This is a genomic window from Xenorhabdus sp. PB62.4, from assembly GCF_014467285.1.
Taxonomy (GTDB): Bacteria; Pseudomonadota; Gammaproteobacteria; order Enterobacterales; family Enterobacteriaceae; genus Xenorhabdus.
This window is the reverse complement of the sequence record NZ_NKHR01000009.1, coordinates 85,476-110,170: the sequence shown is the minus strand read 5'-3', so window position 1 is coordinate 110,170 and position 24,695 is coordinate 85,476. Positions and strand designations below refer to the sequence as shown.

Below are 24,695 nucleotides of genomic sequence, written 5' to 3'. Positions count from 1 at the left end.
ATTAGATTATTAAATGGAAGATCATCGTCCCCGGTGGGGCGGCTGGACTTCAAATCCAGATGGGGCCGCCAGCGGCTCTTGGCAGGTTCAACTCCTGTGATCTTCCGCCAATAATCATCATTCGGATAAGTCCACAAAGATCTAAATAGATGATTACTGGATCACAGGATCATAAGACTAGCCTCGTTAAAAGACACGTTGAAAGGCTAATTTTCTACATCAGCCTTACTATCAATCCACTTCACATGACATCCACGGCCACCATAGTGGCTTCGCATCCTTTATTATCCATTTCCGGATGAACCGTGAGACCGCTTGCAGAGGAGTAAGTAGGATTTAAGTCTCTCACGCCATATCATAGAGCTTGTCTTGCTTTCCCGGATCTTACCTTCGTTTTATTACGCAGAAAACACCGACAATGTTGAATATCCTGATTGGTGGTAAATGCTCTATTCCATTCTTTTGAAGATAAGTTGTTTTAATGAGGTGGGACCGCGGTCCCACTTGTCATTTTTCTTTAAGAGGCTTGAAAATCATCTAATAAGGCGAAGAACTGTTTTTCTGTGTCGTTTTTGTTCTTGGTAGAAATTTCATGGGTACCTATATCAAGCAGATACAGTTCCAACTTATTCTCCCATGTTCTACTTCTTTTTGAGCTAGTAAAATTTCATGGATGAATGAATAAGTTAGATCAGGGTTATCTTCTGCGATTCGACCAATTTTAGCCCAATGCTCTATCTGTTTTGGAATGCTTCTGCATGAATTTTTACGTCATTTACAAACTCATCATCCAACCTAACGCTAATGGCCATATTTTCTCCCTCGTATCTACTGGAATATTAGCAAGTTGCATTGAATAATGTGCGACAATTTGTCGCACATTGCAGTCATGTGAAAAGGTGTTTTATGATTCATTTCATCATCACCTTTAGGGCGAGGATGATTTCAAATCATCACGTAATGAAAGGTGACCACTCTCGTAACCTGCTAAACGCGGCAAATGATCTGGTATCAACTGATGATTCGGTTTTATGTGTTGCGATTAAGTACGGTTTTGACAGTCAGCATTCATTCACACGGACATTTTCCTGTTATTTTAGTTTCTTGTTTTAGATATTTGTTATATTGATAATATCGATGAACGGGCGTGGAGGAATAAAAACATGGCTCAATATTTCCATTGGCAAAAAGAAAACTATCAAGTCTCAACAGATAAATCGTTATTAGATATCACCGCTATTCACCAATTTCTTACACATTCCCGGTGGGCAGAAGGCATTGATCTTGAAACAGTGCGGACAGCGATTGAAAACAGCCTGACATTTGGGTTGTACAAAGATAAAACCCAAATAGGTTTCGCGAGGTTGGTGACGGATTTTGCTACCTTCGGCTACTTATGTGATGTGTATGTCTTAGAAGCGTATCAGAAACAACAACTAGGACGTTGGTTGATGACATGCTGCCAATCTCATCCTTTGATACAACGGTTAAGAAGAATCATGCTTGTAACTTCAACCGCGCCTTGGTTATATGAAAAATTTGGTTACTCTCCCGTTAACCGTGAAAATGGTGTTTGGCAGATAGTTCGCCCGGATATTTATAAGAGAGAATGCTTCTATTTATTGAGTTAATGAGTTTTTAATATAAAAAACTCAAGGAAAGAAAATCCCTCCTTGAGTTCCTGAATATTTTCTATCAAAACGGCTTATTTATCGAATCATATAGCGTATCAAGTTGATTAATCCGCTGGTGGTAACTTTGCAGTAAACAGGCTGTATCCCCTTTGCATTTTTGGCGCTGCTTTAGCCATGCAGTTTGGTCATCATACATATCCCCTGATACTCCCATGGCAAATAACCCTTTCAGAAAGTGATACTTTACGCTCATTTCTACATCCAAGTCATTAAGCTTTGGGTTTGAGCAAATCGCCTTTTCATCCGGTGCCTTAGCTTTCGCACAGTCAAAACTGGCAGCGAAACTTAATGGCGACAGGATAAGTAATATAAAACAGAGATACCTCATTTATTGCTCCTTATGGGAGGGGATAACAGGCCCAGGCCCGGTTTGCAATTTGGGAGACTCAGCATTTTCATACTTAAATGAGTGTGCCTTACCCGTTGCATCCAATTTGCAGGAGAACCGGATATCCTTCCAGCCATCATCTGTCCGGTACATACCTTTACCAACCAATTCAGATGAATGTTCCAGCTTGATGCTATCGGGTGAGACATCACCCAGAAAAACCTTATCGGCGTCTTTGTGATGCTGTTGAATGATGGGCAAAGCAAAAGGGCGACAAATAAACTCAGCCACTTTTTTAGCCTCTGACCAGTTTGCTATATCTTTCAGAGCAGATTTATCTGTAGTTTGTTCATTAATCTGTTGTTGCAGGTATTTTTTCTGGTTTAGGGATAATGGCTTGGATGGTGATTGTGCTTGTGCAAAGGCAGATAATAAAAGACAACTGGCACCCAAATAAGTTAAGTATTTTGAAAACATAGCAGCATACTCCCCGTTTGAGACTAAAAAAGTATGGCACAGCTTTAATGGAAACGCCATCGCATGAATATATATTTACTTATAAACAAGAGTAATACTGACAGATATGTTTTTTACTCTTTATTATAAGAAAGTACTGTCCAGTTGATGGCTAGGGCTAAAGTTGTGGCTGCTTTGTTTTTCACATTATCGATAAGAATGATATTAGGATATTTCGTTGCAGTGATTTGCGGATAAAGACTCTCAGTTAAAGTATCATGTGCTTTCTCAGCCAATTGTCTAATGCTGTTGCTGACACCGGTAGCACATGTAGTTATTTGTATAAAATTTTGAGTTAGTATCCACGATAATTGAAAATATTGAGTTGGTGCATAGTCATTCATTTTTTTAAACTGATCTGAACCCATTTGAAAAGAGCTGTCTGTATTCGAATATTTATGATACATATTTAACTCACTAAGGTAGAAAAAACCTTTATTGTGATATCCACCTAAATTAACACTCGTCTTTTTGTTTTCTACAAGGAATAAAACTGCTGAATGAGTACCATTATCCGTTAGCTGATTTAATGTTAAGTCGAGAATGCTACTTGTGCCATCGTGGTAATATAAGTGATTAATTTTTTCCAACTCTTTGAATAAATTCATCCACTCTTTTTGTTTAAAAGGAATATAACTAAACCAGAAACCTGTATCTAGATTGAGAGAATGATCAAGTCTTATTAAGATCAATTCATTGTGTCTTGTTGTAAATACATTAATTTGATCAATAATAGATTGAATATTGTCACCATTTGCGCCTTCCCAGACGATGGTTTTATTGAAATGACCAGTGTAAAAACTTCCATCACTAAGTGTTGGCCTGATATCAAAGTATCTTATACCTAATTTCAACTGCTCGAAGATATTATTTGATTGAGTTAATGTATTGCATTCGGAAGCCAATCCAGTTTTCCATGTGATTTTATACATACCAGCATCATGAGAACCTGTAATACAAAGATTTTGTATTGGCGTATCCCCTAAAATATTACGATACTCTTGCATCCACGATTGAGTATCTATATCAGGGCCTATATAATTACCAACATCACCAATAAAGACACACTCATTTACGCCTTCGGTTTCCCAACCAAGACTAATAGTGGAGTTTTTTTTATGGTTATGTGTTTCTAAATTTTCCAGAAAGATTTCTAAGTCTAATCGATTGAGTTCACTTTTATAGTTTCCACGTATTCTGAATGTATTATTCTCCGAGTTCAATATCTTGTATTCCACATCAAAGCTACAATTAATTATGCCATTGCTTTCATCGGTAGAAATGGAAAATCTTTTATTTCTTTTAGGGGAAATTGAATTTGTAAAATTGGAAATATCCACATAGTTAGATGTGCTGGATTTCTTTTCCCAAACGGAATTCGTGCTATTGACGAGTATAATATCTATGATTTGAGACATAACGGTTACCCCTGGTAAGGAATTAACTTTATATGTTATTTTTAAGTATAGCAGGAGTAAGAGAATATCAAGTTGAATTTGAGGTGTATTTTATTATTAATAAGTTTATAAGTGTGTTTTTATTATTATTTCCCATCTTCATCATTAATATAGTTAATGTTTTTTAAGGTGTTGTAAAACACCTCGCCTTTATTTTGGTGAGGTGTTTTATTTTAATGTTTATTATAAACAATAAATTGTAAGGTATAGCAATATTCAAATAAGGCTATTGTGTGGAAATTAAATAGATTGCTTCATAAGGTTTTATTGATATCTGTTGGGATATCGATAAATAAGAATGATAATTACTGATTAAAACTTTCCATTCTTTATCAATAAGAGAAAGATCAGGAGACCAAGATTGTGTTTCATCACTGAGATTGGCAATGACCAGCAGAGTTTGTTCCTGCCAACGGCGCAAATAACACCACAGTGAGGGATGGTCAGGCAGTAAATCCAGATAATCACCATATGTCAGGATAGGTTGCTGCTTTCTTAATTTAACCAAATCGTGGTAGCAATAAAAGACGGAATCTTTATCCTGCAATGCGGCTTCAGCATTGATTTCCGGGTAATTACTGCATGGTGCAATCCACGGATTGCCGGTGGTAAAACCTGCATTTGCTGAGTTATTCCACTGCATGGGAGTCCGGCCATTGTCACGGGATTTCTGCGCCAAAATTGCCAATATATCCTCTGGCTGCATGCCTTGCTCAATACGCTCCTGATACATATTCAGGCTTTCGATATCCCGATAATCTTCAATATGCGCAAAATGTGGGTTCGTCATGCCCAACTCTTCACCCTGATAAATATAAGGTGTTCCCTGCATACCGTGCAGCACCATAGCCAACATTTTGGCGGATGTTTTATGGTGCTGGTGCTCATCTCCAAACCGGGAAACAATGCGGGGCTGATCATGATTACACCAGAAAAGCGCGTTCCAAGCCTTTTGATACATACCCTGCTGCCATGTTGAGAAAATCTTTTTCAGCTCAACATAATCGGGTTTTGCGCGAGTCCATTTCTCTCCATTCGGATAATCAACTTTCAGATGGTGAAAATTAAACGTCATGGACAGCGCTGTTCCATCCAGTGAGCTATAGCGCTGGCAGTGTTCAAGGCCAGTGGAGGACATTTCACCGACAGTCATCAATCCCTTAGGTTGAAAAACATCACGGCTCATTTCTTGCATAAACTCATGGATACGCGGGCCATCGGTATAGAATCGACGACCATCTCCACGCTCATCATTCGGATAATCCTGCTGTTTTGAGACGAGATTAATCACGTCCAGCCGCAAACCATCTACACCACGATCAGCCCAGAATTCACAGATTTTTTTCAGCTCAGCGCGAACAGGTTCATGTTCCCAATTTAAATCGGCTTGCTCTACCGCAAACAGATGGAGGTAATACTGCTGGCTCTCTGCATGCCATTGCCAGGCATTACCACCGAATTTAGACCGCCAGTTATTGGGCAAGGTGCCTTCGGAGCCGTCTTTCCAGATATAAAACGGGCGATAAGGGCTATTAATATCTTGAGCTGCCTGGAACCACGGATGCTGCGTTGAAGTATGATTGAAAACCATATCCAAAATGATGCGAATACCTCGTTGATGGGCGTTTTGCACCAAATTGTCAAAGTCTTCCATCGAGCCATAATCAGGATTAATCGCGCAGTAATCGGCAACATCATAGCCATTATCAACTTGTGGAGACGGATAAATTGGGGTGATCCAGATAGCCTCTACACCGAGGCGTTGCAGATAATCCAGCCGCCGGGTAATCCCGTTGATATCTCCTGTGCCGCTTCCGGTACTATCTTGAAAACTCTTTGGATAAATTTGATAGATAACGCTATCCATCCACCACGGTTTTTGTTCGGTCATAACTATCCCTACTAATTTACTATGCCTACTCATTAAGTAGGCCTGTTAATTTAATGAGCTTGCTAAGTTAATTGGCAAGCTCATTGGATAATGCTGCTTTACGTTCGTTTCTGCGATAAGCCAGAACGGTCAGCACTAAAGGGACAACAATAGCGACAAGCATAGCGATCAGGTAGACCATCCAAAACTGTGGTTTGATGGAAAGAATACCCGGTATACCACCAACACCGATGCCATTGGCGGTGACATGATTGAAGCCACAAATCAGCCCGGCCAGACTTGCACCAATCATTGCGCAGAACATCGGGTAACGATATTTCAGGTTGATACCGTACATGGCAGGCTCAGTGACCCCCAGATAAGCTGAAATTGCCGCAGGAACAGAAACTTCACGCTCTTTCTGTTTCTTGCTTGCCCAAATAATACCGGCTACGGCTGACCCTTGGGCAATATTGGATAGCGCAATAATAGGCCAGATTGGTGTTCCGCCAGTGCTTTGGATCATTTGCAGATCGATTGCCAGAGTCGTTTGATGTACACCTGTAATAACCAGCGGGGCGTAGAAGAAGCCGAACAAGGCGGCACCGATAGGGGCAAAGCTACCGGTCATTAATCCTTTAACAGCCCAGGCAACGCCATCGCCGATAGCACGTCCGGCAGGCCCTATCAGGGCATGGGCAAGGAATACTGCCAGCAACAGAGAGGTGACAGGGACAATAACAAGATAGAGGTAGTCGGGTACCCATTTTTTCAGCCGTATTTCAATCCATCCCAGCGTTAAACCTGCTAATAAGGAAGGAATGACTTGTGCCTGATAACCGACTTTAGCAATGGTAAACCAGCCGAAATTCCAGACTTCGGGAGCTTGTTGCCCAAGCAGATAAGCATTCATCAACTGCGGGGAAACCAGTGTAATCCCCAAAATAATCCCTAAGATGGGTGTTCCGCCCATTTTTTTGACCGCAGACCAGCAGATCCCGACAGGAAGATAGAAGAATATCGCTTCACCGATTAGCCAAAGGAAGTCATAGATAGTCTTCCAGGTAGGGTAGAGCTGAGCGAGTGACTTACCCTCACTGAACGGAATATCGCCGATCAAGTTACGGAAACCGAGAATTAAACCACCGCTTATCAGAGCGGGCAGTAATGGGAAGAAGATCTCAGCAAAATGTGAAATTGCATTTTCATACCATTTCATATTTTGGCGAGCAGCTTGCTTAACCTCTTCTTTATTAACGGATTGTTTCCCGGTGGCTTCAAGCAGGGCTTTATAATAAATATCGACATTTGTTCCAATAACCACCTGAAATTGACCGGCATTGGTGAAGCAGCCCTTAACCATTGGTAACTCTTCAATGGCCTTGGCATCGGCATTTTCTGGTGCATTGAGAACAAATCTGAGGCGGGTGATACAATGACTGACGGAGGCGATATTTTCTTTTCCTCCAATCAATGTAATAAGTTTTTCAATATCCTTTTGATTTATTTGTTTTTTCTTCATGCCTTTTCTCCTTTGTGTGGCAGGAGTTATAAAAACGGAATTTTGCGATTAACAGAATGATTACTCTCGTGATGAGATAGTGAATAGACTGAAATAATAGCTGATTCATCCTAGTAAGATTTCAAACTTTTTAATATGAAAATATTTTTCGTTTGAGTTTTAGATCACATTTTACGCCACTGATTTGAAATTAAAGATTTTTTATATTTATAAAAATTATAGGTGAAACAATTTTGATTACTTAGCTAATTAATGGATATTTATTATACATTGTGTTGGATTTATATTTTTTGTGTAAAACAAAGGGGAATTATATTGTTTCATTGTTAATGATTTTTAAAATACATGGGTTTTTATTCTGCTGAAAAAGAAATTATTCTATTTGTGATAAATGAATCTTTAATATTGTTCATTTTCAGTCAGTTGATAAGATGATACCAGAGCCTTGGTTCTCAGTTAGGAGAAGCATGAAATGATGAGGTGATATATGAATGAAAAAGATGCTTGGTCAAAATTAAGGTGGGCTACTCGTCGACGTTGGGCAAACAGAGCGATTGACCAAATGAGTCAGGCAATAGCGGGAAACCAAGATTCCGATATGGTATACGATTTTAACAAGAAACCTAGCGATAAGTGTTTCCCGGATTTACATTCTAATATGTGGACTGTTACAAATGACTTGAGGCAAAGTTTAGGAGAATTTACAGATGAGGAATTAAAGTTTGAAAAAGTTTTTAAATCAAAAGAATTCTATATTGTTCATGCTAGCGACAAAAATCTTATAAACAAACCAGATAATTTCAAAAGAGACTTGAATATTTATTCAAGGCTGCGCCTTGAAGAAAAAGAAATTCCATTTTCTGACAATCATTCAACTATCACGGACATAGAAGATCTGGGGAATAATGATTATGTGTTCTTTTCTCTTGAGGTGGGCCAAACTCCTAAAAAAATCAAAAGCAGATTTGGAGATTATTTTTATCGTATAAGATATTCTGGATTTAATCTCTCACTAAGATATTCTTCTATGACTTTATTTGACCAGATAGAGCCTGGTAGCCACTTGAGCAAATTTCCTGCTGAGAGAAAAAGATTGCTTGATTATCTTAAGATCACTGAGAACTCGAAACAATATCTAAGAGCAAGAAAGCTACGTAGAGGTACAAGTCTTTTTTCCGGTGTTTTAAATTCTATTAATGGACTGTTGTACTCAATTATTCGTGACATAAGGCTATTGGAAAACGAGAGTGATAGAAAAAAACTTCTTTCAGCGCGCAGTGATGATGAGATTAATATGATTGTTAACGCGTTATACCGCCCTGAAGTTCGGGTGCCAAGGATGGTTGGTTTTGTTGAAGGTGATTATGAAATGATAACGCCAGCAATGTTAAGACGTTAATTAACTGATTTCATTTATTTATTAATATTAAAAGTATAAATTAATTAATATAATTATTCTCGATAATGAAAAATTTTTTAGAGACTAAGCAACCGTCAGTGGTCCTTAAGAAACTGATGGTTGCTTGAGTGTAATAAAGTTAAATTTCAATCTTGCTCGCAATATTTACTTAAATATTAAAATCAACTCACTATATGTGCTTTATTAGTCCTGATATGTTTCATTGGGGATTTATAAAATTCCCTATCAGGATAGTGTGAGCCATGAACATCAATCAATTAAGAAGTTTTGTCGAGATAGTTAAGAATAACTTTAATATCACCAGCACCGCAGAAAAACTGTATACCTCACAACCGACAATTAGTAAGCAAATTAAGTTTCTGGAAGAGGAATTAAATGTTTCTTTATTTATTAGGAAAAATAACAACTTATTGGCATTAAGCCCGATAGGTAAACAGGTACATCAAATAGCCAGCAATATTCTTGGTCAGGTTGAAAAAATTAAAAGCATGGTTGCTGAAGAGGAGCAGGCAGTTAATTTACATATTGCGACAACACATACCCAGATTCGCTATAAGTTACCGCATGTCGTGGAGAAATTCCGGATAATGTACCCAAATGTTTCAATTCATTTTCATCAGGGTACACCCGCACAACTTGCTGATATGGTAAGGCAGGGCGAAGTGGATTTTGCGATAGCAACTGAATCCATGAATTTCTATTCAGATTTACTGATGTTGCCCTGTTACCGTTGGGCACGTAGTGTGATTGTGCCTAAAAGCCACCCTTTGGTGAATGTGGAATGTATTACTTTTGAAGATCTGGTGGGTTATCCGTTGATTACTTATGTATTTGGTTTTACCGAACACTCCACTTTAGACATCGTATTTCATCAAAGTGGGATGAGGCCGAAAATTGCATTGACTGCGGCGGATACGGAAATCATCAAGCATTATGTTCGGTTGGGGCTTGGTGTCGGCATGATCGCAACCGCAGCATTGGATGATCATGATCTGGCTGATCTGCATATTATTAATGCGGATCATTTGATCCCGCCGAACTTCACTTATGTTTGCATGAATCAACAGGTACATATGAAAAATTATATGTACGATTTTATCTTGTTATATGCCCCTCATTTAGATAAAAACACAATTCAACTCTGCGAGCAGGGGCAACAAATTGATTGCAGTCAAATGATTTTGGATAATTTGCCTACGCTTTGATTCGGTCCAATATCTTTAGCATGATATCGCGTCCGGTTAATGTTGATATCACCGGACGCGAGAAATTATTAATGCGTTACAAGATTAATAAAGATTTGTGCTCCAACGAGTAGGCAATCATCGTCAACAAAATAAGGATTAGAGTGTATGTAGTTATTGATTCCTTTCGTTTGATTTCCGCTACCGAGGAAAAACATTGCACCAATACGATCTTTAGTAGCATTAATCATATAGCTGAAATCTTCACTGCCCGTCATAGGGAGGCCATTTGATTCGATATTTTCGGCTGGCAGGAATTTGGCAGCAGCTTCCCTAATCCGTTGATGTGCGTGTGGGTGGTTCTCCACAGCGGGATAGCTGTCATAAACAATAGTGGTTTTGAACCCTCCCGCTTCGCTACTGGCAATAATTTCTTGAAAGCTGTTTTTCAGGATTTGGTCAGTTTCTTTATCCATTGCACGGATAGTCCCGCGAGCTTGAACGCGATCAGCGACAGCATTGGGAATGGTTCCGCCTTTGATCATGCCACAACTGAATACTGCCGGGCTGAAAGGATCGGTTTTCTTGGCAACGATATAGTCCAGATAATCAATGATGCGGCAGGTTTCGCGAATGGAATCCAATCCTTTCTGGGGAGTTGAACTGTGAGCAGCAACACCGTGCACATCCAATGTCCATGTTGATCCCCATGATGACATCACCCCTGCATTGAAACTGATGTGTCCGGTATCCTGCGCGCCGTTATTATGGAGGGCGTACACTTCATTGACGCCTTCCATACAACCCAGTTCGACCATTTTGTCCGCGCCCGGAATGTGCATATCTTCTTCTGCCATCTGGAAGATAAAACGCACGTTGGCTCGCATTTCATTCCTGTGTTGTGACAAATAATTTGCAGCAGTCAGGGCAATAGCCATATGGGTATCATGACCACAATTATGGGCACAACCTTCATGAATCGAAGTATGCTCATTGTTGGTCATATCGGGCATGGCAAGGGCATCCATATCGGCACGGAATGCAATCAAGGGCTTTGTTGGATCAATCATTAAATCAGCAACAAAGCCAGTATAATCTGCATAGGTTTTGATGGTATAACCAAAACCGCTCATTAAATCATGGCAATATCTGGAAGTTTTAAATTCCTGGCCGGATAACTCCGGAATTTTATGTAAATATTGCCGTGTCTTTTTACTGAATTCGTTCAATTCGAACAATTTTTCACTTACGTTATATCTATTCTTGTTCACTAGATTACCCCTTTTATGCTGAATCCAATTTGAGCAACGAGAGAAGCACCGAAGAAGCAGCAGGTGGAAACAATCATGAAAATGACAATGACTTTCCAGGACATCTTTTTCAGTTCTTCCAACTGTCCGCCGACAGATAAACCAGCAAATGCCAATAGAGGAACACAGCAGGACAAGAACGAAACTTTACCAATAGAGTGGATGAAAAATGTTCTTATCACTGTATCTGGCAGGCAAATCAAAATGCCGATGATCGTGGCATAAGCAAATGCTGGCAGTGATGAAGGCAAATAGTGTTTTGCCACAAGAGAGAGAAACACAACAAGGGACATGGCGATAAAGCTATCCCACATGTGATGAATGGCGATCCCTGATGTTAATGTCTGGGTAAACATAGCGAGTAGGATAGCTACGAAAACCAGCTTCATATCAATGATGATACTTTTCATGTATTTTCCTCTTTAGTGAAGATCTTGTAAATCTTTTCTGAAAGAGGCAAACCAAGATATGTTAGAGAGAGTGCGCCCAAAGCGGACGATAGCAGATTAGATGCTGCGGCAACACTCAAGACCTTTTGAGCCATCACTTCATCCAGCCCATGAATCAGTGCCCCGGATGCCGCACTGAGCATGGAACCGGAGCCTACACCAGAACCGGCTGCCAGTGCCATAGGGTGCAGACCGGTCAGAGGAGCAAGGCTGCCGAGCACACTGAACCACACTGTGCCAATCACAGAACCACATAAATAAATCGCCAGTACGCCAATATATTCTGGTGAGCCTGTCCCAAATTTTCCCTGAATCACGGCGATGGAAGGTTCACGACTGATAGAGGAACCTGCACCTATGGCACGACGACCAAAACCAAACTTTATCGCTAATGGAATAGCAATGAATATTGGCAATAAGTTACCTATTTCCTGAATAAACAGAGGAATACCGATACTCAATATCATTTTTATATTAGGTACGATCATTCCGGCGTATTGGGTACCTAAAACCAACAGACCAATACCGACCATTTTGCCGCAGAAATCTTCTTCTTTTTTGGTAAATAATTTCCCCCAAAATGTGAATTTATTACGAATAAAATCTGTTGAAATAATCATGCCGAGAATCACCGCAAATAACATCGGTAAAATGGGGATAACGGCAAGGCCGATTTTTATTTCTCTTTTGTCAATGACATATTGAGAAATAAAAATTAAAAACATGGTGCTCAATATACTGATAAAGAAGATATTGACTTGTTTTCTATTATTTTCCATTCCTTATCTCCGCGTTTTTATGCGTGGGGATTATTATATGTGAGAAACTACGATTTGGTGTGATAATGGTCATCTTTATTCCATATCTTTATTTCATGGGGCATGAAATAAAGGAATTGGAATAATGCCATTTTATTGAGGTTCTTGCTTATTGTTATTTAAGAATAATGTTAATTTTTGGGTATGTCAGGCCTAAAATCTCTGACACTTCCTTGAGTCTTCGGGGAAGATGGCTTATCTTTTCTCTGTGTATATCAGCACGCTGAATTCAGTCATTGAACATGCAAATTCTCTTGGTTCGCGCTTAAGGCATTGAATGCTATTTTGAATTTTCTATTCTGGGAAAATTATATTGACGAGGTTATTTATGAATAAACAACTTGGCAATGATAAATATCTTTTGGTTGGTAACAAGGGAGTGAATAAAATACAAATATTCAAATTTATATTTTCAGGTCAAAACGTCATGATCAAAAAGGAGAATTTAATCTGGGAATCGTCAGAAACAACGGCATTGGCGGAGGTAAAACCTGTTACATATTTTGGAAAAAAAGCCATACTATCAGTAACAGAAAATGGGGCTGTTATATATGGGTTAAGCGATAATAACGTTTTATTCTATAAGGAAATTTCTGATTATTCAGGAAATAATATACACTCCGCTTGTCCACTGCCTGATGGTAATGTGGTTATCGCTGATTCAAATGGGCGAATTGGTTTATTACTCTATGAAAAAGGTAAAACGAAACAACCATTTAATGATACCCAATGGGTTAGTTTAACTTATGCCCATGCTGTTGTTTATGATCAGATTAATGACAGAATTTATGCAGGTGGATACACATCTGTTAATGAATACTATTATTATGTTATTGGTGGGAAGGCTAGCCTAATATTAGAGACAACATATGATATAAGCGATTATTATTTAAGGTGTAAAGAATATAATATTTGTAACGAAGACGGGAATTGGGAAGATGGAATCCATGATATGTATCCGGTCTATGGTGATAATTCCCAATTGTTTTTTCTCTCAACAGGAGAGAGAGTTTTTTTGTTTGATTCATCAACGTTAACTCATTCAGAGGGTGGCAAGATTACTCTTGAGAAATTTAATCCGTTTTATGAAATAGATAGTCAAAAATCAAAAGAAGCTGCATTAATAGCCCAAAAAGAAAAAATAATTCTAAAAAAAGGTGGGGTTAAATCCATTTCGGGTAATATTGATGTGAATGATTTTTTTGTTGTTGCTCACTCAGCGCCATGGTTTACTGATAAAATAAATTATCCGTATGATGGAAATAAACTCATTTATTCAACCCATATTAATGACATCCTTGATTTCGATCTAACAGACAAAAATAAGATAGATTTTGATTCTTCACTTAATATGATCTTTTATAAAGCCAGATTGATTGATAAAAATTGGATAGATTTGTGATTACAATAGACGTTTTAATGTGGGCTATATTCAAAACCGAAGTGTATGTAGCATACGTGACGATTGAGAATATAGCCCTGATATAAATAGCCCTGATACAAAATAGCTTGCATCAGAGGAGATAGCGGGAACTACTTTCTACCCATCACCACCCGTCTAATTTCCATTGCTATCGTGCTCAGTTGCATTGGCGTCACACTGCGAATATCCACTTCGATTCGGCCTTCATTAGCTTTATATTCCCGAAAATAGATCGCAATATTGCCTTGCCGGAGCTGTGCTAAAATTTCGAATGTATTTCTGCCGATGCGTTGTTCGTTAAACGTGATCTCAGTACGAGCGATATCACGACCTGCACTGTCCCAAACGACTTTGGCGGAGACACCTGTAATGCGATTCAGCTTCTCAATAAACGGTGTCATCCTGGTTACCATCTCTGCGCCTGTTTCTTTTGTCTGATTGAGATGATTTTCAATAGCCAGGGTAAGGCCGAGAATACCTTCTTTACCAATTTTCATGGCTCGCCCGATACCGTGACGCTGCCGTTTAACCCATTCGACATAAGCCTGTTTGCCAATCACTAATCCGCTGGTGGGGCCTTCAATCGCTTTGGCTCCACTGTAGATCACTAAATCTGCCCCTTGCCGATAATAAAGGGTTAAATCCTCTTCAGCAGCGGCATCCACAATCAGGGGCAAGTTATGTGTTTGTGCAATGCGGGCGGCGTCTGCCACCGTCAGCATACTTTTTTGTACGGCATGGTGTGATTTGATATAGAGAATAGCCGCGGTTTGTGGCGTGATTTTATCGGCAATCTGTGTCGCGCTGCATTCATTGGCAAAGCCCGCTTCAATGACTTTACCGCCGCCCAATGTAATCATGGTTGCAACGGGGGCGCCAAAATTCACGTTATGCCCTTTGGGCAAAATGATTTCACGTGGAACCGATTTATCCGAACAGTGCAGGTTAAGCAGCAGGTCATTGTCATCTTTAGTAATGACGGCAGCCACGGATTGGGCAATCCCTGCCGAGGCGCAAGAAACGGCAACAGCACCTTCCACACCCAGTAATCGAGCGATGTAATTGCCGGTTTTATCCACCAAATCATCCATCTCAAAATAGTGTTTCAGTCCTGTGCTAACTTGCGCAATGACCCGCTCGGCAGGTGTTGATACACCCAATGCTGTCATACGTCCGGCAGCATTGATCACCTGACGCAATTGGTATTTTTCATAGAGGGATGCCATTGACGACGCTCCTTTTCGTAGCTGAATTTTTGACGGGGATATCTTCCGCAGACATGTTTTTCGCTGCTGCATTCTCTGCTACGACAATGTGAACTCCCGCAATGATGGCTGCGATGGGGATAAATTGTTGTGTGCCGATCCTGATTTGCCCCTCGGCATCGACAAGTTCAATGCGTTGATTTTTCAGATCAAAAATTGTGACATCACCGTCACAGCCACGTTCTAACCGGCCTTTACGTGGAAGTTGGAGTAAATCCGCGGCATTGATTGTCACGCAGTTCAAAATGTACTCAGGCGACAAGCCCATGTTGAGGAATTTTGTCATCACAGTGGCGAGACTGTGGACTGGCCCGTCAACGCGGTTTCTTTGGTAGATATCTGAACTGATCATGTGAGGGTGGGCACCGAACTTAATGGCTTGTTCGGCAATAGAAAAACTAAGGCTTTCTGTGCCATGTCCGACATCCAGAATAACACCTCTGGCAAGTGCCCGTTGAATGGTGAGTTTCAGGTTACCGGCTTCATCAAGGATACGGTTAGGTTTGCCGTTAAAGCAGTGAGTGATGATATCGCCTTTGGTCAGCAGATCAGCAATTTCTTCCAGTTTGGGGGGAGGATTGCCGATATGCACCATTAGCGGCAGACGATTCTCTTTCTGCATGGCTTTAGCTTTGATGAGAGGCTGGAAACCATTTTTGCCAACCACGCTTTTACTCATGCGGGCTTTCAATCCGATAACAAATCCCTTGTGACGCCTGACCGCATCTTGCAGGCGGGTATTGTCGATTTGGGTGATGTCAGCCAGTTCGTTTTGGCTGCAAATACCGGTGCGGGCGATATTTAAGAAAGCATAGACGTGGGTTTTGGCCTTGCGTGCCACGGCATAAAAATCATCGATATCATCGGCTCCCGTACTGCCTGCATCGACAACGGTTGTGACACCACAGGCCGCACCAATCAAATCGGGATCATCATAGTAAAGCGGAGATTGCGGGTAGCAGTGAGTATGGGCATCAATCCAGCCTGCGCTGACGTAATAATGACCATGCAGATCAATTTCCTTGATAGATGGCAACCCGACTGCGGCGGCGGGGCCAATAGCAGTAATCTTGCCATCATTGATCACAATATCAATCAAATCCCCGTTAATGAGTTTGCCTTGCTTAATAATTAAATCATTCATGAGATACCTGTCCTTATTATTATGTTGCGACAGGAAAAAAATAGCCGGACACCATTGCGCCCAAAATGGCACCGCCTGCCACGGGCTTTTTCCACAGATAAAACAGCAGGGCGCCGATCAGCGAACCGAGGCCAATCGGAATGGAAGCAACCATTGCGGCCAAAATAATGAGAGGGCCGAGGAACCTTCCCGATGCGTTACCTGCCCCCATCATGACATCTGCCCCAAAGGTGGAATTTCCCTGTGCAACCGTGAACTTACGGGCAAGGATGATCACCAGACCGACGATAACACCCAGTAACATGCCAGTGATCAGCGAAGCCCAGAAATTAGTGACGAGAAAATCAAAACCTCCCGCCAGCAACAGAGCGGGAATGCCTAAACCAATACCGGTTTGCAGAGCACCGCCGATATCCAGAATGCCAACCAGTGATCCTTCAACGATACGGGCAAACAGAAAACTGGCGCCAAATGCGGCTACTGCTCCATAAGCACCGGTATCAATGCCGGAACGTAACATTGCGACGAAAGCGACTTCATTAAATGCCCCAAATCCATACACCACATACATATGCGTACCGGCAAAAATCCCCGCTGACAGCAGGCCGACAAACAGAGGGAATGTCCATTCTGCGTACCAGAAATCATGCTTGTTCAGTTCAGTATTCATGGTTATTTCCCACCCAGAAATTGATGGATATGGTGTAGCCAGTCTGGCGTATCCAGCATGAAAGATTGCAGGAGTTTGAGATCGAACTCACGGAAGAACCCGCTGAGGGTGAACAGCAAAATGACGGCGATCAGCATGGTACGGGTAATTTTATTCCAGCCGTTGTCATCGACGCCTTTGCCGATCAAAATCCCCAATACCAGGCCGGGAATGGCATTGCCCATGATCAGTTGAGCACAACCGCCGAAGAGTGTGGCCCAGAAACCGGCGCGCCGGCCTGCATCCATTGCGGCAAGCCAGAACAATACCGGCATCACGGTATTGACCAGTAGATTGGCAGCGGGAACCAGTACGTTGGTGGCAGTGGTCTGTAAGGCGACGGGAACCGCGGAGGCCGTGGTATTCAGGAATGCCACCAGTAGCGCCCCAACAATGCCGCAGGCAATCGCCATTTTTTTCGGATTATGCAGCGTTTCCGCCACGTTGCGGTTTTTGATCATTAACGTTGCTGCACCCCAATTGGGAATAATGCGATGATCCACATCCTGCGTGAATGCTCCGGCAGCGACTGATGATGCCCAAGCGTTAAAAAAGAAACCGAGGCCAAAAGAGAAGTGAGAAGCCGGATCGCCTTCGCAGGCATTCAGCTCACCTAGCGTGCGAAAGGCACCCATGCCCTGAACGGTTGGCGCGTGGAACATGCGTGCCGCTCCTGCTCCGAGGCCGAAGCCACACAGGCCACCGATAATGAGCGACATACCCAGTATTTCGATAAAAGAGGCGGTAACATCCATCTTTTTTTCTCCCCATCATGTTTTGCCGGAATGGTGTTTTTCTGTGGCGTGATACGGATTGGCTGACATGGATTGCTTGAAAGGGATAGCCTGTACATCCAGCAAGGTGACATTAACGGTAACATCCAAAACCACCGAATAATGTTCACGCTGACGGGGCAGAAAAAAGAACAGAAACTTTTCTGTCGTCACTTCGCGGGTGGCGCTGATAATCGCGATATCCTTGGGTTCGATGCGCAGAATAATATGCGTGCTTCCTTGTAATACGGTGCGTTGCACAGCATTCAGGGCATCGGCAATGGCTTTTTGTCGGGAATCACCGGAGCCACTGACACGCACAGTGGTTTCAAGCAACGCTTTCATGATCCTTCGCTCAGCTTTTTGGTAAAGGCATGAATCAGACGCTCGCCTAACTCGGCTTTGTCCATAAAACCAAAGCCAAGCACAGTACAGCCTTCGCGGATCGCCGTTTCCCCTTCTTCAATGGAACGCATTCCGTGGCGAACTGAGTAGCCATATTTGTTCTGTGCCGTGATTGCACCCGCACCGCCACTGCCACAAAACGAAATGCCGAGATCCGCTTGTTCCCGCTGCATAACATCGCCCAGTTTCATATCTGCTGCCATGCCCGGAATGACAATGGCTTTCCCGCCAGCGGCTTCAATCCCTATGGCAACGTTTTGTCCCTTACCTAAACGATCACCGATAACGACAACGACTTGTTTTTTAACGACGTGTGTTTCAGTGGAGTGTTTTTCAGTAGCTGCCTGTTTGCTCATGGGGTTTGCCCTCAAATATTCAAGGATTGGAGCGTGCAATCTCAAAATGCACTGATAGCAGATAAACTTCTTCAATCGCCAGATTTGGCAGTGTTTCGACGATTTGGGCGGCCAGTTTGATAGACTCGGGTGAAATTTCATCAAATAGCGAGAGATCCACTTCAGGCAAGGGTTCCCCTGTCTTCGCTCTCATCACCATTGCTTTAACGTGGGATTCCAACATTTGTTGCTGTACGGGCGTGGTGTATGTACCTTCATTTGCCAACCATTTCTCTATCAGGGCCAATACTTCCTGATGGATTGTTTCTGGCTCAAAGGCTTCTTTCGCCATATTGGAATGTATGAAGGGATGATTCATAAAAGTTTCCCAGTCAAATCGGGCACGATAAATCGTCGCTTTGCCACAAATGAATACAAATTTTGTTTGCCGACAATGACCTTATCGATTTTATTTCTGGCTTGGGAGCAGGCTAATTTCCGTTTCAAAGTGGAAATTAATTAAAAACAGGGGGCTATTGCGCAGAATGGTTGGTTTCTTCAGTGAGAAAATGCGTAAAAAGCGGAGAAAATGATTTTCTTATCCTTTGAATGCGGTCACATTATAGTCAGTTTTTCTCTTTGTTTTTTAGGGAAGAAAATAAGGTCAATGAATTATTGAAGAGAAATTAATTATAAACACATTTATTTTTATTTATTATTCTTGGAATTGCCTAATTAAGTGCAACACTAATAAAGCTCAGTGAATTGATAAGCAAAATCCCGTTAAAAATAACGAGGTTTTAATTTATTGGGCTGTATCCCACTCCTAATGTTCATTATCGTCGCCAAGTAATAGCGTTTCGTAATCCTGTCCACCAGCGAATATGCCGAGAATAGACACGAATTTTGATTCGACTTCGAACGCAATAATTACGCGTTTTCTATAATTGGTGGTTCTCAATCCCGGACGAACGTCATCTCGCTGCGTTCCGCGATGTGGGAATGTAGAAAGGCTTTCACAGTAATTCAAAATAGATTCGGTGTATCGGGCAGCGATATCTGGCGAGGCATTTTCTGCAATATAGTCATAGAGTTCGACTAACTGCATTTCTGCCTCGGGTGAGAAGATGACCGTATAAATCATTTTTTAGGGCCGTGTCGTTCTGCCAGATGGGCACGGACTTGATCAATACTGACAGCTCTCGATGGGTCAGATTTCATAGCGTCATAGGCTGAACCGACCTGATTATGGAGCCAGTTTTCAACCGCCCGATCACGAGCTAGTAAGGCTCTTAATCCTTCTCTGATGACTTCGCTTTCAGTCGCGTATTCGCCGCTGCTGACTCGAACTTTCACCATTTCAGCCATATCGTTCGGCAGGGTGATGCTCATTTGTTTTGTGGTACGCATGGTATTGCCCTCAAACTGGATTTGGACTCAGTAGGATTTAATCCTATCACAATAAACATTGTAGCCCAATTAATGCAATTTAAATGATACGTCCGAGGCTGTCTTTTGCGATCATCTGAAATTCATCGAAATTTCGGCTACGTAACAGCCTTTTCGTCGCTTTTTCCCTGATAAATGTGACAAAAAGGTCGTAAATGGACATGGCTTCTTCATAGTCTTCCTTGCTGATGGCGAGCAAGAAAATCACATTGGCTCGCTCTTTAGTTTCTTTGTTCCATTCAATGCCATTGGGGGCGAGAATAGTGACGACCACTGTTTTAAGAGCCAATAACCCCAACGCATGTGGCAAGGCGATATTTTCACCCAGTAATGTGGAAAGGATAGTCTCTCGCTCAAGTAATGAGGCACAGAAATTCTCCTTAACATATCCCTCTGTCTGCAATTTTCGGCAGACCTTTTTGAATAAAGCTTCCTGCGTAATTTCTTCTTTAATCACCATGAAGTAACGCCGGTCGAAGAAACGTTCCAAAATGTAAGAACGTGTTTGATCGGTCATCATAAGCCGCCCAATTAACTCTATTTGGTAGGGGGTAGGAAAAGGAGATATCTTAATGACAGGTTTATTTTTTTCGGTCAGACGCAGAGTAGTAATGACGAAATTCTCTTCCACATAGGCCAATATGTTGTATTCATGGCATGGCAATATGCGCTGTAGTTTGAGTTGCGGAAATTCCCGGACAATCTGCGCTTCAATCATGCGTTGTGTTGCGTTACCTGCATTGGTGACGAGTAAAACAGGAATAGGGCGGTTAGTGCCTGTGCCGTAATGCCGTTCTAACCCAACGCCAATATGTACGGCCAGATACCCCAGTTCATCTTCATTGATGGAACAAGGGAGTTGATCTTCAATGCGAGTCAGTGCGCTGACCGCGACATCATAAGCGAAAGGATAATACTGTTTGATCTCTGCCAGCAGGGGATTTTTCGTGCTGATTTGGTGACGTAATCGGCTGACTAACAAACTTAAATGGGCTGCCAGATCGTTTACCAGCCTGCGGTCATGGCGTAAATCATAGTTATAGGACTCATTGATATCGAGCAGGATCTCATCTGCCCAGCGTTGGCTCTCGATGATACTGCAAACCGGATCGTCATGTTGAGGTATACGCTGTGCGGCGATTTGCCTGCCGAGATAATGGGCTTCTGCGGGAGATATCTTTTCATCTAAAAAAACGGCAAACGCAGTTGAGATTTCCTTAATTGCATTTTGGATGGCGCTATCTAATGGAGAGATTTCATTCTGTTCTATTTCATTCTGCCTTATGGCGTGATGATCGCGAATGCGGAGCAGGGAAGCGGTACAGTTGAATATCAGATATTGTTTGCCTTCATGGGTTAGCTGGATATCAAACCGGCTGAGGCTGCTTTGCAAAATTTCTTCAATATAAGGCAGGTCGATAGACGCCAAAATATCCATCTTAAATTGGCTAAGCGGCAGTTCCGTATGCCGTAAAAATCGGTGTAATAATGTATCCGTCAGGCAGGCGCGAATAAAACGCTCATCGCCATTTAATTTATTTCCCACGCGGGGAATGCTTTCCAGTTGCAGCGGATATTTGCCGAGCATTTCACGCACTGTACTCATATCCTGCTGTAACGTACCGCGGCTGATACACCATCCTTCGGCGATATCATCCAGTTTGATGGGTTCTGATGCCAGCAACAGTTTCAGTAGCAGCGTTTCGACACGATCACGAGCGGTTCTTGGGATCGCCTGAATCACTTGCTGCTGTTTTGGCAGAGAAGCAAATAACGTTTGATCATCAACACGCAGTGCATAACCGTTCCCGCGTTTATACAAGATCTGCGCCCCGTAACGGCGCAGAATGTCATTCAATTCGTTGATATCCGTGCGGATGGTTCGGCTGGAAACACTAAGGCGTTTTGCCAACTCATTTTGTGGCAATTGTTCTGCCTGAATCACCTCAAAGAGATGGGCAAGGCGCGGATAGGAAAACAGAGCCACGGTAATACCCTGAATTCACGGTTAGTTGTTCAATTTGATATCCATGACGGTTTCAAACGCGCCACTTTTCAAGAATCGCTGTTTATCAGGCGTGACATGGATCGTTTGACTGACAGGCAGAATGGGGATACCTGAGCCTAAAAACACCGGAACTGTGGTAATAAACAGTTGCTGTAACTCTCCGGCATCAGCAAAACTGGCGGCGGTTTTGCCTCCTCCGATTATCCAAACATCTTTGCCTTTGGCGGCATTTCTTGCGCTGGTGGCAATATTTTTGGGACTGTCTTGAGTGACAACGGCATTAATGCCAGCAGGAATAGTTAAATTTCTTGAGGAGAGGATAAAAGAAGGAATATTTTTATAAGGCCATTCTCCTGAGGTATTTTTCAAAATCCATTCATAGGTTGCTGATCCCATAATGGCTGCGCCGATATCTTGATAAAAACCATCATAAGGTGTGGCATCATCACCCGGCGAACAAGCGTATAACCAATCTAATTCATGGTCTTCCGTAGCAATATATCCATCCATTGAGGCGGCGACATAATAGACGAGTTTTGACATGGCTTTTCCTTATTTTTATACGTACCGGCACTTATAAATCAGAGGAAATTGTGATGCCTGACCGGATAAATAGTAGCGATAAATAAACTAAATATTTTATCAAGCGAGTAAAAAAGCGATTAGTCTTTTTGAGCGATTTTGATCAAAAATGCAACAAAAATCATTTGGTGATAAATAGGGGAAATTTAGTTAAATCATAATATAAGGAAGGCCAAGGGCAAGATGAATAACTCAAACGTGTGGGACCATGGTCCCACCACTGGATTTCCAGCAGTAAGACAACATTTACCGCGTGCTACCCGTTCCTGATATTTATGGCGATTCACCAAAACGTCGATAATACGCCGCAGCGGGTTGAGGCAATTGACCAATGGTAGTTTCGCAGCGTTCGCTGACGTAACGCGTCGCAGCAAGGTTAATGCGCTGATAGATATTGATACATAAGTGGCGGGCTATTTGTCCTTCCCATTGCGTGGGCAGCAGAGCATCCGGCAGCAGGGGATCACGCAGTACGACACGGCGGTAAAAGTGGATCAGCAGCAGGCGTAACTGAAAGCAGCGCTCTGGCGTCAGATCGTCTTGATGGCAGTCCCGCAGTAGTGCCATCAAGGGGCGGAAGGAGACGATAAATTCGTGATAGTGTTGCGATACCTGTTCCAGTGACCAACTTACCGCTACCTGCTCTTTCAGACTCTGTTCTGAACGTGGATAAGGGTAATCGGCACGAAAATAGATAACGGAATCACTGGCGTTGAGTTCATGCAGAAGTGCGGGAATATCACTTTGGGCACTGCTTGGCGCAGCCATCAGCGTACTGTTAAGTTGGCCGAATCCAAGCCAGCTTAACTCTTTTTTCAGGCGGGTTCGTTCTTCTTTGGTTGTACCTTCCAGCAACAGCAGATCCCATTTGCCATCCCATTCCGGCTGTCCGCTGAGATAGATTTTGCTTTCTGCATGGCGAAATTGATTCATGCCACGCTCGGTGATGCGGTAATAACTGCGTCGCCCCAGTTTTTCTACCGTAAGCCACCCCTCTTTTTGCAGGCGGAACACGGATGTCCGCACGAAACGGTCACTGAACCCCATCGGCTCCAGCAGGAGACTCAAGCTGCCAAGCCAGACTTCACCACCACGGTGGCTGAGAGCATCGCCATACAGCGAGATGATCAGAGACGTTCCGCTGATAGGTTGGGCATCAAGCGCATGCCGAATAAAGTCGTCGAGTTTATGTGTCATATTCTTCCGTGTTCTGCGCAAAAGTGTGTCATAACATTAACATAACTGTATATACCTGTCGTCTTTCAGGTTGTAGCTTTGTTGACAGTATTCATTAATTTCATCTACCCCTAATCATTCATTGCAATTAACTTATTTTGATTAAAAATACATCCGTAGTTTGAGCGAGTGGCTCACTTGGGCTACAATATTGTTGATTATTAACCAATATAGGGGATTTAACATGGCCGAAAACGCTGTTGTTCGCGCTCGTATAAATGAAACGCTAAAAAATGAGGTTACAGAAGTGCTTGCTGGTATGGGGTTAACTGTTTCTGATCTGATACGTATTACTCTGACCAAAGTGGCCAAAGAAAAGGCTCTTCCGTTCGAGATGTGCATCCCTAATGAGCTGACAGCTAAAACCATTGCCAACAGTGAGAAAGGGATTGATGTCCATAAAACTAAAGATGCTGATGACTTATTTAATCAACTAGGTATCTGATAAACAATGAAGCAACGGAAGATTGAATATTCCGGTCAGTTTCAAAGAGATGTGAAAAAAGCTCAGAAGCGCCATAAAGATATGGGTAAATTGAAAGAACTTATGAAGCTTTTGATTAATGATGAGTTTCCCCTACCAGAAGTATATAAAGATCATCGGCTACAAGGGAATTACAAGGGCTATAGGGATGCTCACATAGAGCCTGACTGGATTCTGATCTACAAAATCACTGATGACCTGATTAGATTCGAACGAACAGGAACTCACTCTGATCTGTTCTAAATAGTGGGACTACAGTCCCACTTATTTTCAGTAAATTCACGCTGACAATGAGAGAGACTAAAGCCACCGCG

At 42.2% G+C, this 24,695-nt stretch carries 26 protein-coding genes, 1 tRNA gene and 1 pseudogene; 7 read left to right on the top strand and 21 right to left on the bottom strand.

The window, feature by feature from the left end; all coding sequences use genetic code 11:
• Positions 1 to 15: 15 nt before the first annotated feature.
• Positions 16 to 110, top strand: a tRNA-Sec gene (locus Xenpb_RS10225).
• A 490-nt stretch (positions 111 to 600) separates the two neighbouring features.
• Here Xenpb_RS10225 and Xenpb_RS10220 read toward each other — a convergent pair.
• Positions 601 to 812 (bottom strand): annotated as a pseudogene (locus Xenpb_RS10220) (hypothetical protein).
• 351 nt (positions 813 to 1,163) lie between these two features.
• Here Xenpb_RS10220 and Xenpb_RS10215 point away from each other — a divergent pair.
• A complete protein-coding gene (locus tag Xenpb_RS10215) occupies positions 1,164 to 1,631 on the top strand; it encodes a GNAT family N-acetyltransferase (protein ID WP_187654225.1) in 468 nt (155 codons plus the stop codon).
• A gap of 64 nt (positions 1,632 to 1,695) precedes the next feature.
• Here the strand turns inward: Xenpb_RS10215 and Xenpb_RS10210 are convergent, their stop codons facing one another.
• From Xenpb_RS10210 to treB, 5 genes are all read right to left on the bottom strand, one after another.
• Positions 1,696 to 2,022: a lysozyme inhibitor LprI family protein gene (locus tag Xenpb_RS10210; protein WP_187654224.1), complete on the bottom strand. Its 327-nt coding sequence runs from the start codon at positions 2,020 to 2,022 to the stop codon at positions 1,696 to 1,698.
• Positions 2,023 to 2,499, bottom strand: coding sequence for a hypothetical protein (locus Xenpb_RS10205; RefSeq protein WP_187654223.1), 477 nt, complete (start codon positions 2,497 to 2,499; stop codon positions 2,023 to 2,025).
• Between the two features lie 113 nt (positions 2,500 to 2,612).
• Positions 2,613 to 3,956: a hypothetical protein gene (locus Xenpb_RS10200; RefSeq protein ID WP_187654222.1), complete on the bottom strand. Its 1,344-nt coding sequence runs from the start codon at positions 3,954 to 3,956 to the stop codon at positions 2,613 to 2,615.
• Between the two features lie 265 nt (positions 3,957 to 4,221).
• Positions 4,222 to 5,886: an alpha,alpha-phosphotrehalase gene (treC, locus tag Xenpb_RS10195; RefSeq protein ID WP_187654221.1), complete on the bottom strand. Its 1,665-nt coding sequence runs from the start codon at positions 5,884 to 5,886 to the stop codon at positions 4,222 to 4,224.
• A gap of 67 nt (positions 5,887 to 5,953) precedes the next feature.
• On the bottom strand, positions 5,954 to 7,387 hold the full coding sequence (gene treB, locus Xenpb_RS10190) for a PTS trehalose transporter subunit IIBC (protein WP_187654220.1): 1,434 nt from the start codon (positions 7,385 to 7,387) through the stop codon (positions 5,954 to 5,956).
• Positions 7,388 to 7,874: 487 nt separating this feature from the next.
• On the opposite strand from treB, the gene Xenpb_RS10185 reads away from it, so the two are divergent.
• Both Xenpb_RS10185 and Xenpb_RS10180 read left to right on the top strand, forming a co-directional pair.
• Entirely contained in the window at positions 7,875 to 8,786 is a 912-nt protein-coding gene (locus Xenpb_RS10185; RefSeq protein WP_187654219.1) for a hypothetical protein, read from the top strand.
• 263 nt (positions 8,787 to 9,049) lie between these two features.
• Positions 9,050 to 10,012 (top strand): LysR substrate-binding domain-containing protein, encoded by a 963-nt coding sequence (locus Xenpb_RS10180; RefSeq protein WP_187654218.1) that lies wholly within the window; start codon positions 9,050 to 9,052, stop codon positions 10,010 to 10,012.
• 68 nt (positions 10,013 to 10,080) lie between these two features.
• Here Xenpb_RS10180 and Xenpb_RS10175 read toward each other — a convergent pair whose 3' ends face one another.
• Genes Xenpb_RS10175 through Xenpb_RS10165 form a run of 3 tightly spaced genes read right to left on the bottom strand, consistent with a single transcriptional unit; the run spans position 10,081 to position 12,529 of the window.
• Positions 10,081 to 11,262 (bottom strand): M20 family metallopeptidase, encoded by a 1,182-nt coding sequence (locus Xenpb_RS10175; RefSeq protein ID WP_187654217.1) that lies wholly within the window; start codon positions 11,260 to 11,262, stop codon positions 10,081 to 10,083.
• Positions 11,262 to 11,711, bottom strand: coding sequence for a hypothetical protein (locus tag Xenpb_RS10170; RefSeq protein WP_099112848.1), 450 nt, complete (start codon positions 11,709 to 11,711; stop codon positions 11,262 to 11,264). Before Xenpb_RS10170 ends, Xenpb_RS10175 begins: the two co-directional genes overlap by 1 nt.
• Complete coding sequence (locus tag Xenpb_RS10165; protein ID WP_187654216.1) at positions 11,708 to 12,529, bottom strand: DUF3100 domain-containing protein; 822 nt, start codon at positions 12,527 to 12,529, stop codon at positions 11,708 to 11,710. Before Xenpb_RS10165 ends, Xenpb_RS10170 begins: the two co-directional genes overlap by 4 nt.
• Positions 12,530 to 12,896: 367 nt before the next feature.
• On the opposite strand from Xenpb_RS10165, the gene Xenpb_RS10160 reads away from it, so the two are divergent.
• Positions 12,897 to 13,970: a DUF6528 family protein gene (locus Xenpb_RS10160; RefSeq protein WP_187654215.1), complete on the top strand. Its 1,074-nt coding sequence runs from the start codon at positions 12,897 to 12,899 to the stop codon at positions 13,968 to 13,970.
• Between the two features lie 131 nt (positions 13,971 to 14,101).
• Here Xenpb_RS10160 and Xenpb_RS10155 read toward each other — a convergent pair whose 3' ends face one another.
• The 12 genes from Xenpb_RS10155 to paaX form a co-directional block, all read right to left on the bottom strand.
• Positions 14,102 to 15,217 (bottom strand): DgaE family pyridoxal phosphate-dependent ammonia lyase, encoded by a 1,116-nt coding sequence (locus tag Xenpb_RS10155; RefSeq protein WP_187654214.1) that lies wholly within the window; start codon positions 15,215 to 15,217, stop codon positions 14,102 to 14,104.
• Positions 15,201 to 16,400, bottom strand: coding sequence for an amidohydrolase/deacetylase family metallohydrolase (locus tag Xenpb_RS10150; RefSeq protein WP_187654213.1), 1,200 nt, complete (start codon positions 16,398 to 16,400; stop codon positions 15,201 to 15,203). The genes Xenpb_RS10155 and Xenpb_RS10150 overlap by 17 nt, the downstream gene beginning before the upstream one ends.
• A gap of 19 nt (positions 16,401 to 16,419) precedes the next feature.
• On the bottom strand, positions 16,420 to 17,070 hold the full coding sequence (locus Xenpb_RS10145; protein WP_187654212.1) for a DUF4310 family protein: 651 nt from the start codon (positions 17,068 to 17,070) through the stop codon (positions 16,420 to 16,422).
• Between the two features lie 2 nt (positions 17,071 to 17,072).
• Complete coding sequence (locus Xenpb_RS10140; protein WP_187654211.1) at positions 17,073 to 17,864, bottom strand: DUF4311 domain-containing protein; 792 nt, start codon at positions 17,862 to 17,864, stop codon at positions 17,073 to 17,075.
• 15 nt (positions 17,865 to 17,879) lie between these two features.
• The gene (locus Xenpb_RS10135) at positions 17,880 to 18,227 is read right to left on the bottom strand and encodes a DUF4312 family protein (RefSeq protein ID WP_187654210.1); all 348 of its coding nucleotides are present in this window, start codon (positions 18,225 to 18,227) and stop codon (positions 17,880 to 17,882) included.
• Entirely contained in the window at positions 18,224 to 18,643 is a 420-nt protein-coding gene (locus tag Xenpb_RS10130) for an SFCGS family glycine-rich protein (RefSeq protein WP_187654209.1), read from the bottom strand. Before Xenpb_RS10130 ends, Xenpb_RS10135 begins: the two co-directional genes overlap by 4 nt.
• 19 nt (positions 18,644 to 18,662) lie before the next feature.
• Positions 18,663 to 19,001: a transcriptional antiterminator gene (locus Xenpb_RS10125; RefSeq protein WP_187654208.1), complete on the bottom strand. Its 339-nt coding sequence runs from the start codon at positions 18,999 to 19,001 to the stop codon at positions 18,663 to 18,665.
• A gap of 447 nt (positions 19,002 to 19,448) precedes the next feature.
• On the bottom strand, positions 19,449 to 19,766 hold the full coding sequence (locus Xenpb_RS10120; protein ID WP_187654207.1) for a type II toxin-antitoxin system RelE/ParE family toxin: 318 nt from the start codon (positions 19,764 to 19,766) through the stop codon (positions 19,449 to 19,451).
• Complete coding sequence (locus Xenpb_RS10115) at positions 19,763 to 20,032, bottom strand: type II toxin-antitoxin system ParD family antitoxin (RefSeq protein WP_187654206.1); 270 nt, start codon at positions 20,030 to 20,032, stop codon at positions 19,763 to 19,765. Before Xenpb_RS10115 ends, Xenpb_RS10120 begins: the two co-directional genes overlap by 4 nt.
• A gap of 79 nt (positions 20,033 to 20,111) precedes the next feature.
• Positions 20,112 to 22,058, bottom strand: a complete 1,947-nt coding sequence (locus Xenpb_RS10110) for a BglG family transcription antiterminator (protein ID WP_187654205.1) — start codon at positions 22,056 to 22,058, stop codon at positions 20,112 to 20,114.
• A 21-nt stretch (positions 22,059 to 22,079) separates the two neighbouring features.
• Positions 22,080 to 22,622, bottom strand: a complete 543-nt coding sequence (locus Xenpb_RS10105; protein WP_187654204.1) for a dihydrofolate reductase family protein — start codon at positions 22,620 to 22,622, stop codon at positions 22,080 to 22,082.
• A 312-nt stretch (positions 22,623 to 22,934) separates the two neighbouring features.
• Positions 22,935 to 23,858: a phenylacetic acid degradation operon negative regulatory protein PaaX gene (gene paaX / locus Xenpb_RS10100; RefSeq protein WP_187654203.1), complete on the bottom strand. Its 924-nt coding sequence runs from the start codon at positions 23,856 to 23,858 to the stop codon at positions 22,935 to 22,937.
• A gap of 223 nt (positions 23,859 to 24,081) precedes the next feature.
• On the opposite strand from paaX, the gene Xenpb_RS10095 reads away from it, so the two are divergent.
• Together Xenpb_RS10095 and Xenpb_RS10090 are read left to right on the top strand one after the other, a co-directional pair.
• On the top strand, positions 24,082 to 24,342 hold the full coding sequence (locus Xenpb_RS10095) for a type II toxin-antitoxin system RelB/DinJ family antitoxin (RefSeq protein WP_187654202.1): 261 nt from the start codon (positions 24,082 to 24,084) through the stop codon (positions 24,340 to 24,342).
• Between the two features lie 6 nt (positions 24,343 to 24,348).
• Positions 24,349 to 24,624, top strand: a complete 276-nt coding sequence (locus Xenpb_RS10090; RefSeq protein ID WP_187654201.1) for a type II toxin-antitoxin system YafQ family toxin — start codon at positions 24,349 to 24,351, stop codon at positions 24,622 to 24,624.
• The last annotated feature ends 71 nt before the right edge of the window (positions 24,625 to 24,695 follow it).

Bases quoted from the DNA above. Each gene is read 5' to 3' on its own strand.
- Xenpb_RS10215 (WP_187654225.1), top strand. From the start codon at position 1,164: ATGGCTCAATATTTCCATTGGCAAAAAGAAAACTATCAAGTCTCAACA.
- Xenpb_RS10210 (WP_187654224.1), bottom strand. From the start codon at position 2,022: ATGAGGTATCTCTGTTTTATATTACTTATCCTGTCGCCATTAAGTTTC.
- Xenpb_RS10205 (WP_187654223.1), bottom strand. From the start codon at position 2,499: ATGTTTTCAAAATACTTAACTTATTTGGGTGCCAGTTGTCTTTTATTA.
- Xenpb_RS10200 (WP_187654222.1), bottom strand. From the start codon at position 3,956: ATGTCTCAAATCATAGATATTATACTCGTCAATAGCACGAATTCCGTT.
- treC (WP_187654221.1), bottom strand. From the start codon at position 5,886: ATGACCGAACAAAAACCGTGGTGGATGGATAGCGTTATCTATCAAATT.
- treB (WP_187654220.1), bottom strand. From the start codon at position 7,387: ATGAAGAAAAAACAAATAAATCAAAAGGATATTGAAAAACTTATTACA.
- Xenpb_RS10185 (WP_187654219.1), top strand. From the start codon at position 7,875: ATGAATGAAAAAGATGCTTGGTCAAAATTAAGGTGGGCTACTCGTCGA.
- Xenpb_RS10180 (WP_187654218.1), top strand. From the start codon at position 9,050: ATGAACATCAATCAATTAAGAAGTTTTGTCGAGATAGTTAAGAATAAC.
- Xenpb_RS10170 (WP_099112848.1), bottom strand. From the start codon at position 11,711: ATGAAAAGTATCATCATTGATATGAAGCTGGTTTTCGTAGCTATCCTA.
- Xenpb_RS10165 (WP_187654216.1), bottom strand. From the start codon at position 12,529: ATGGAAAATAATAGAAAACAAGTCAATATCTTCTTTATCAGTATATTG.
- Xenpb_RS10160 (WP_187654215.1), top strand. From the start codon at position 12,897: ATGAATAAACAACTTGGCAATGATAAATATCTTTTGGTTGGTAACAAG.
- Xenpb_RS10155 (WP_187654214.1), bottom strand. From the start codon at position 15,217: ATGGCATCCCTCTATGAAAAATACCAATTGCGTCAGGTGATCAATGCT.
- Xenpb_RS10150 (WP_187654213.1), bottom strand. From the start codon at position 16,400: ATGAATGATTTAATTATTAAGCAAGGCAAACTCATTAACGGGGATTTG.
- Xenpb_RS10145 (WP_187654212.1), bottom strand. From the start codon at position 17,070: ATGAATACTGAACTGAACAAGCATGATTTCTGGTACGCAGAATGGACA.
- Xenpb_RS10140 (WP_187654211.1), bottom strand. From the start codon at position 17,864: ATGGATGTTACCGCCTCTTTTATCGAAATACTGGGTATGTCGCTCATT.
- Xenpb_RS10135 (WP_187654210.1), bottom strand. From the start codon at position 18,227: ATGAAAGCGTTGCTTGAAACCACTGTGCGTGTCAGTGGCTCCGGTGAT.
- Xenpb_RS10130 (WP_187654209.1), bottom strand. From the start codon at position 18,643: ATGAGCAAACAGGCAGCTACTGAAAAACACTCCACTGAAACACACGTC.
- Xenpb_RS10125 (WP_187654208.1), bottom strand. From the start codon at position 19,001: ATGAATCATCCCTTCATACATTCCAATATGGCGAAAGAAGCCTTTGAG.
- Xenpb_RS10120 (WP_187654207.1), bottom strand. From the start codon at position 19,766: ATGATTTATACGGTCATCTTCTCACCCGAGGCAGAAATGCAGTTAGTC.
- Xenpb_RS10115 (WP_187654206.1), bottom strand. From the start codon at position 20,032: ATGCGTACCACAAAACAAATGAGCATCACCCTGCCGAACGATATGGCT.
- Xenpb_RS10105 (WP_187654204.1), bottom strand. From the start codon at position 22,622: ATGTCAAAACTCGTCTATTATGTCGCCGCCTCAATGGATGGATATATT.
- paaX (WP_187654203.1), bottom strand. From the start codon at position 23,858: ATGACACATAAACTCGACGACTTTATTCGGCATGCGCTTGATGCCCAA.
- Xenpb_RS10095 (WP_187654202.1), top strand. From the start codon at position 24,082: ATGGCCGAAAACGCTGTTGTTCGCGCTCGTATAAATGAAACGCTAAAA.
- Xenpb_RS10090 (WP_187654201.1), top strand. From the start codon at position 24,349: ATGAAGCAACGGAAGATTGAATATTCCGGTCAGTTTCAAAGAGATGTG.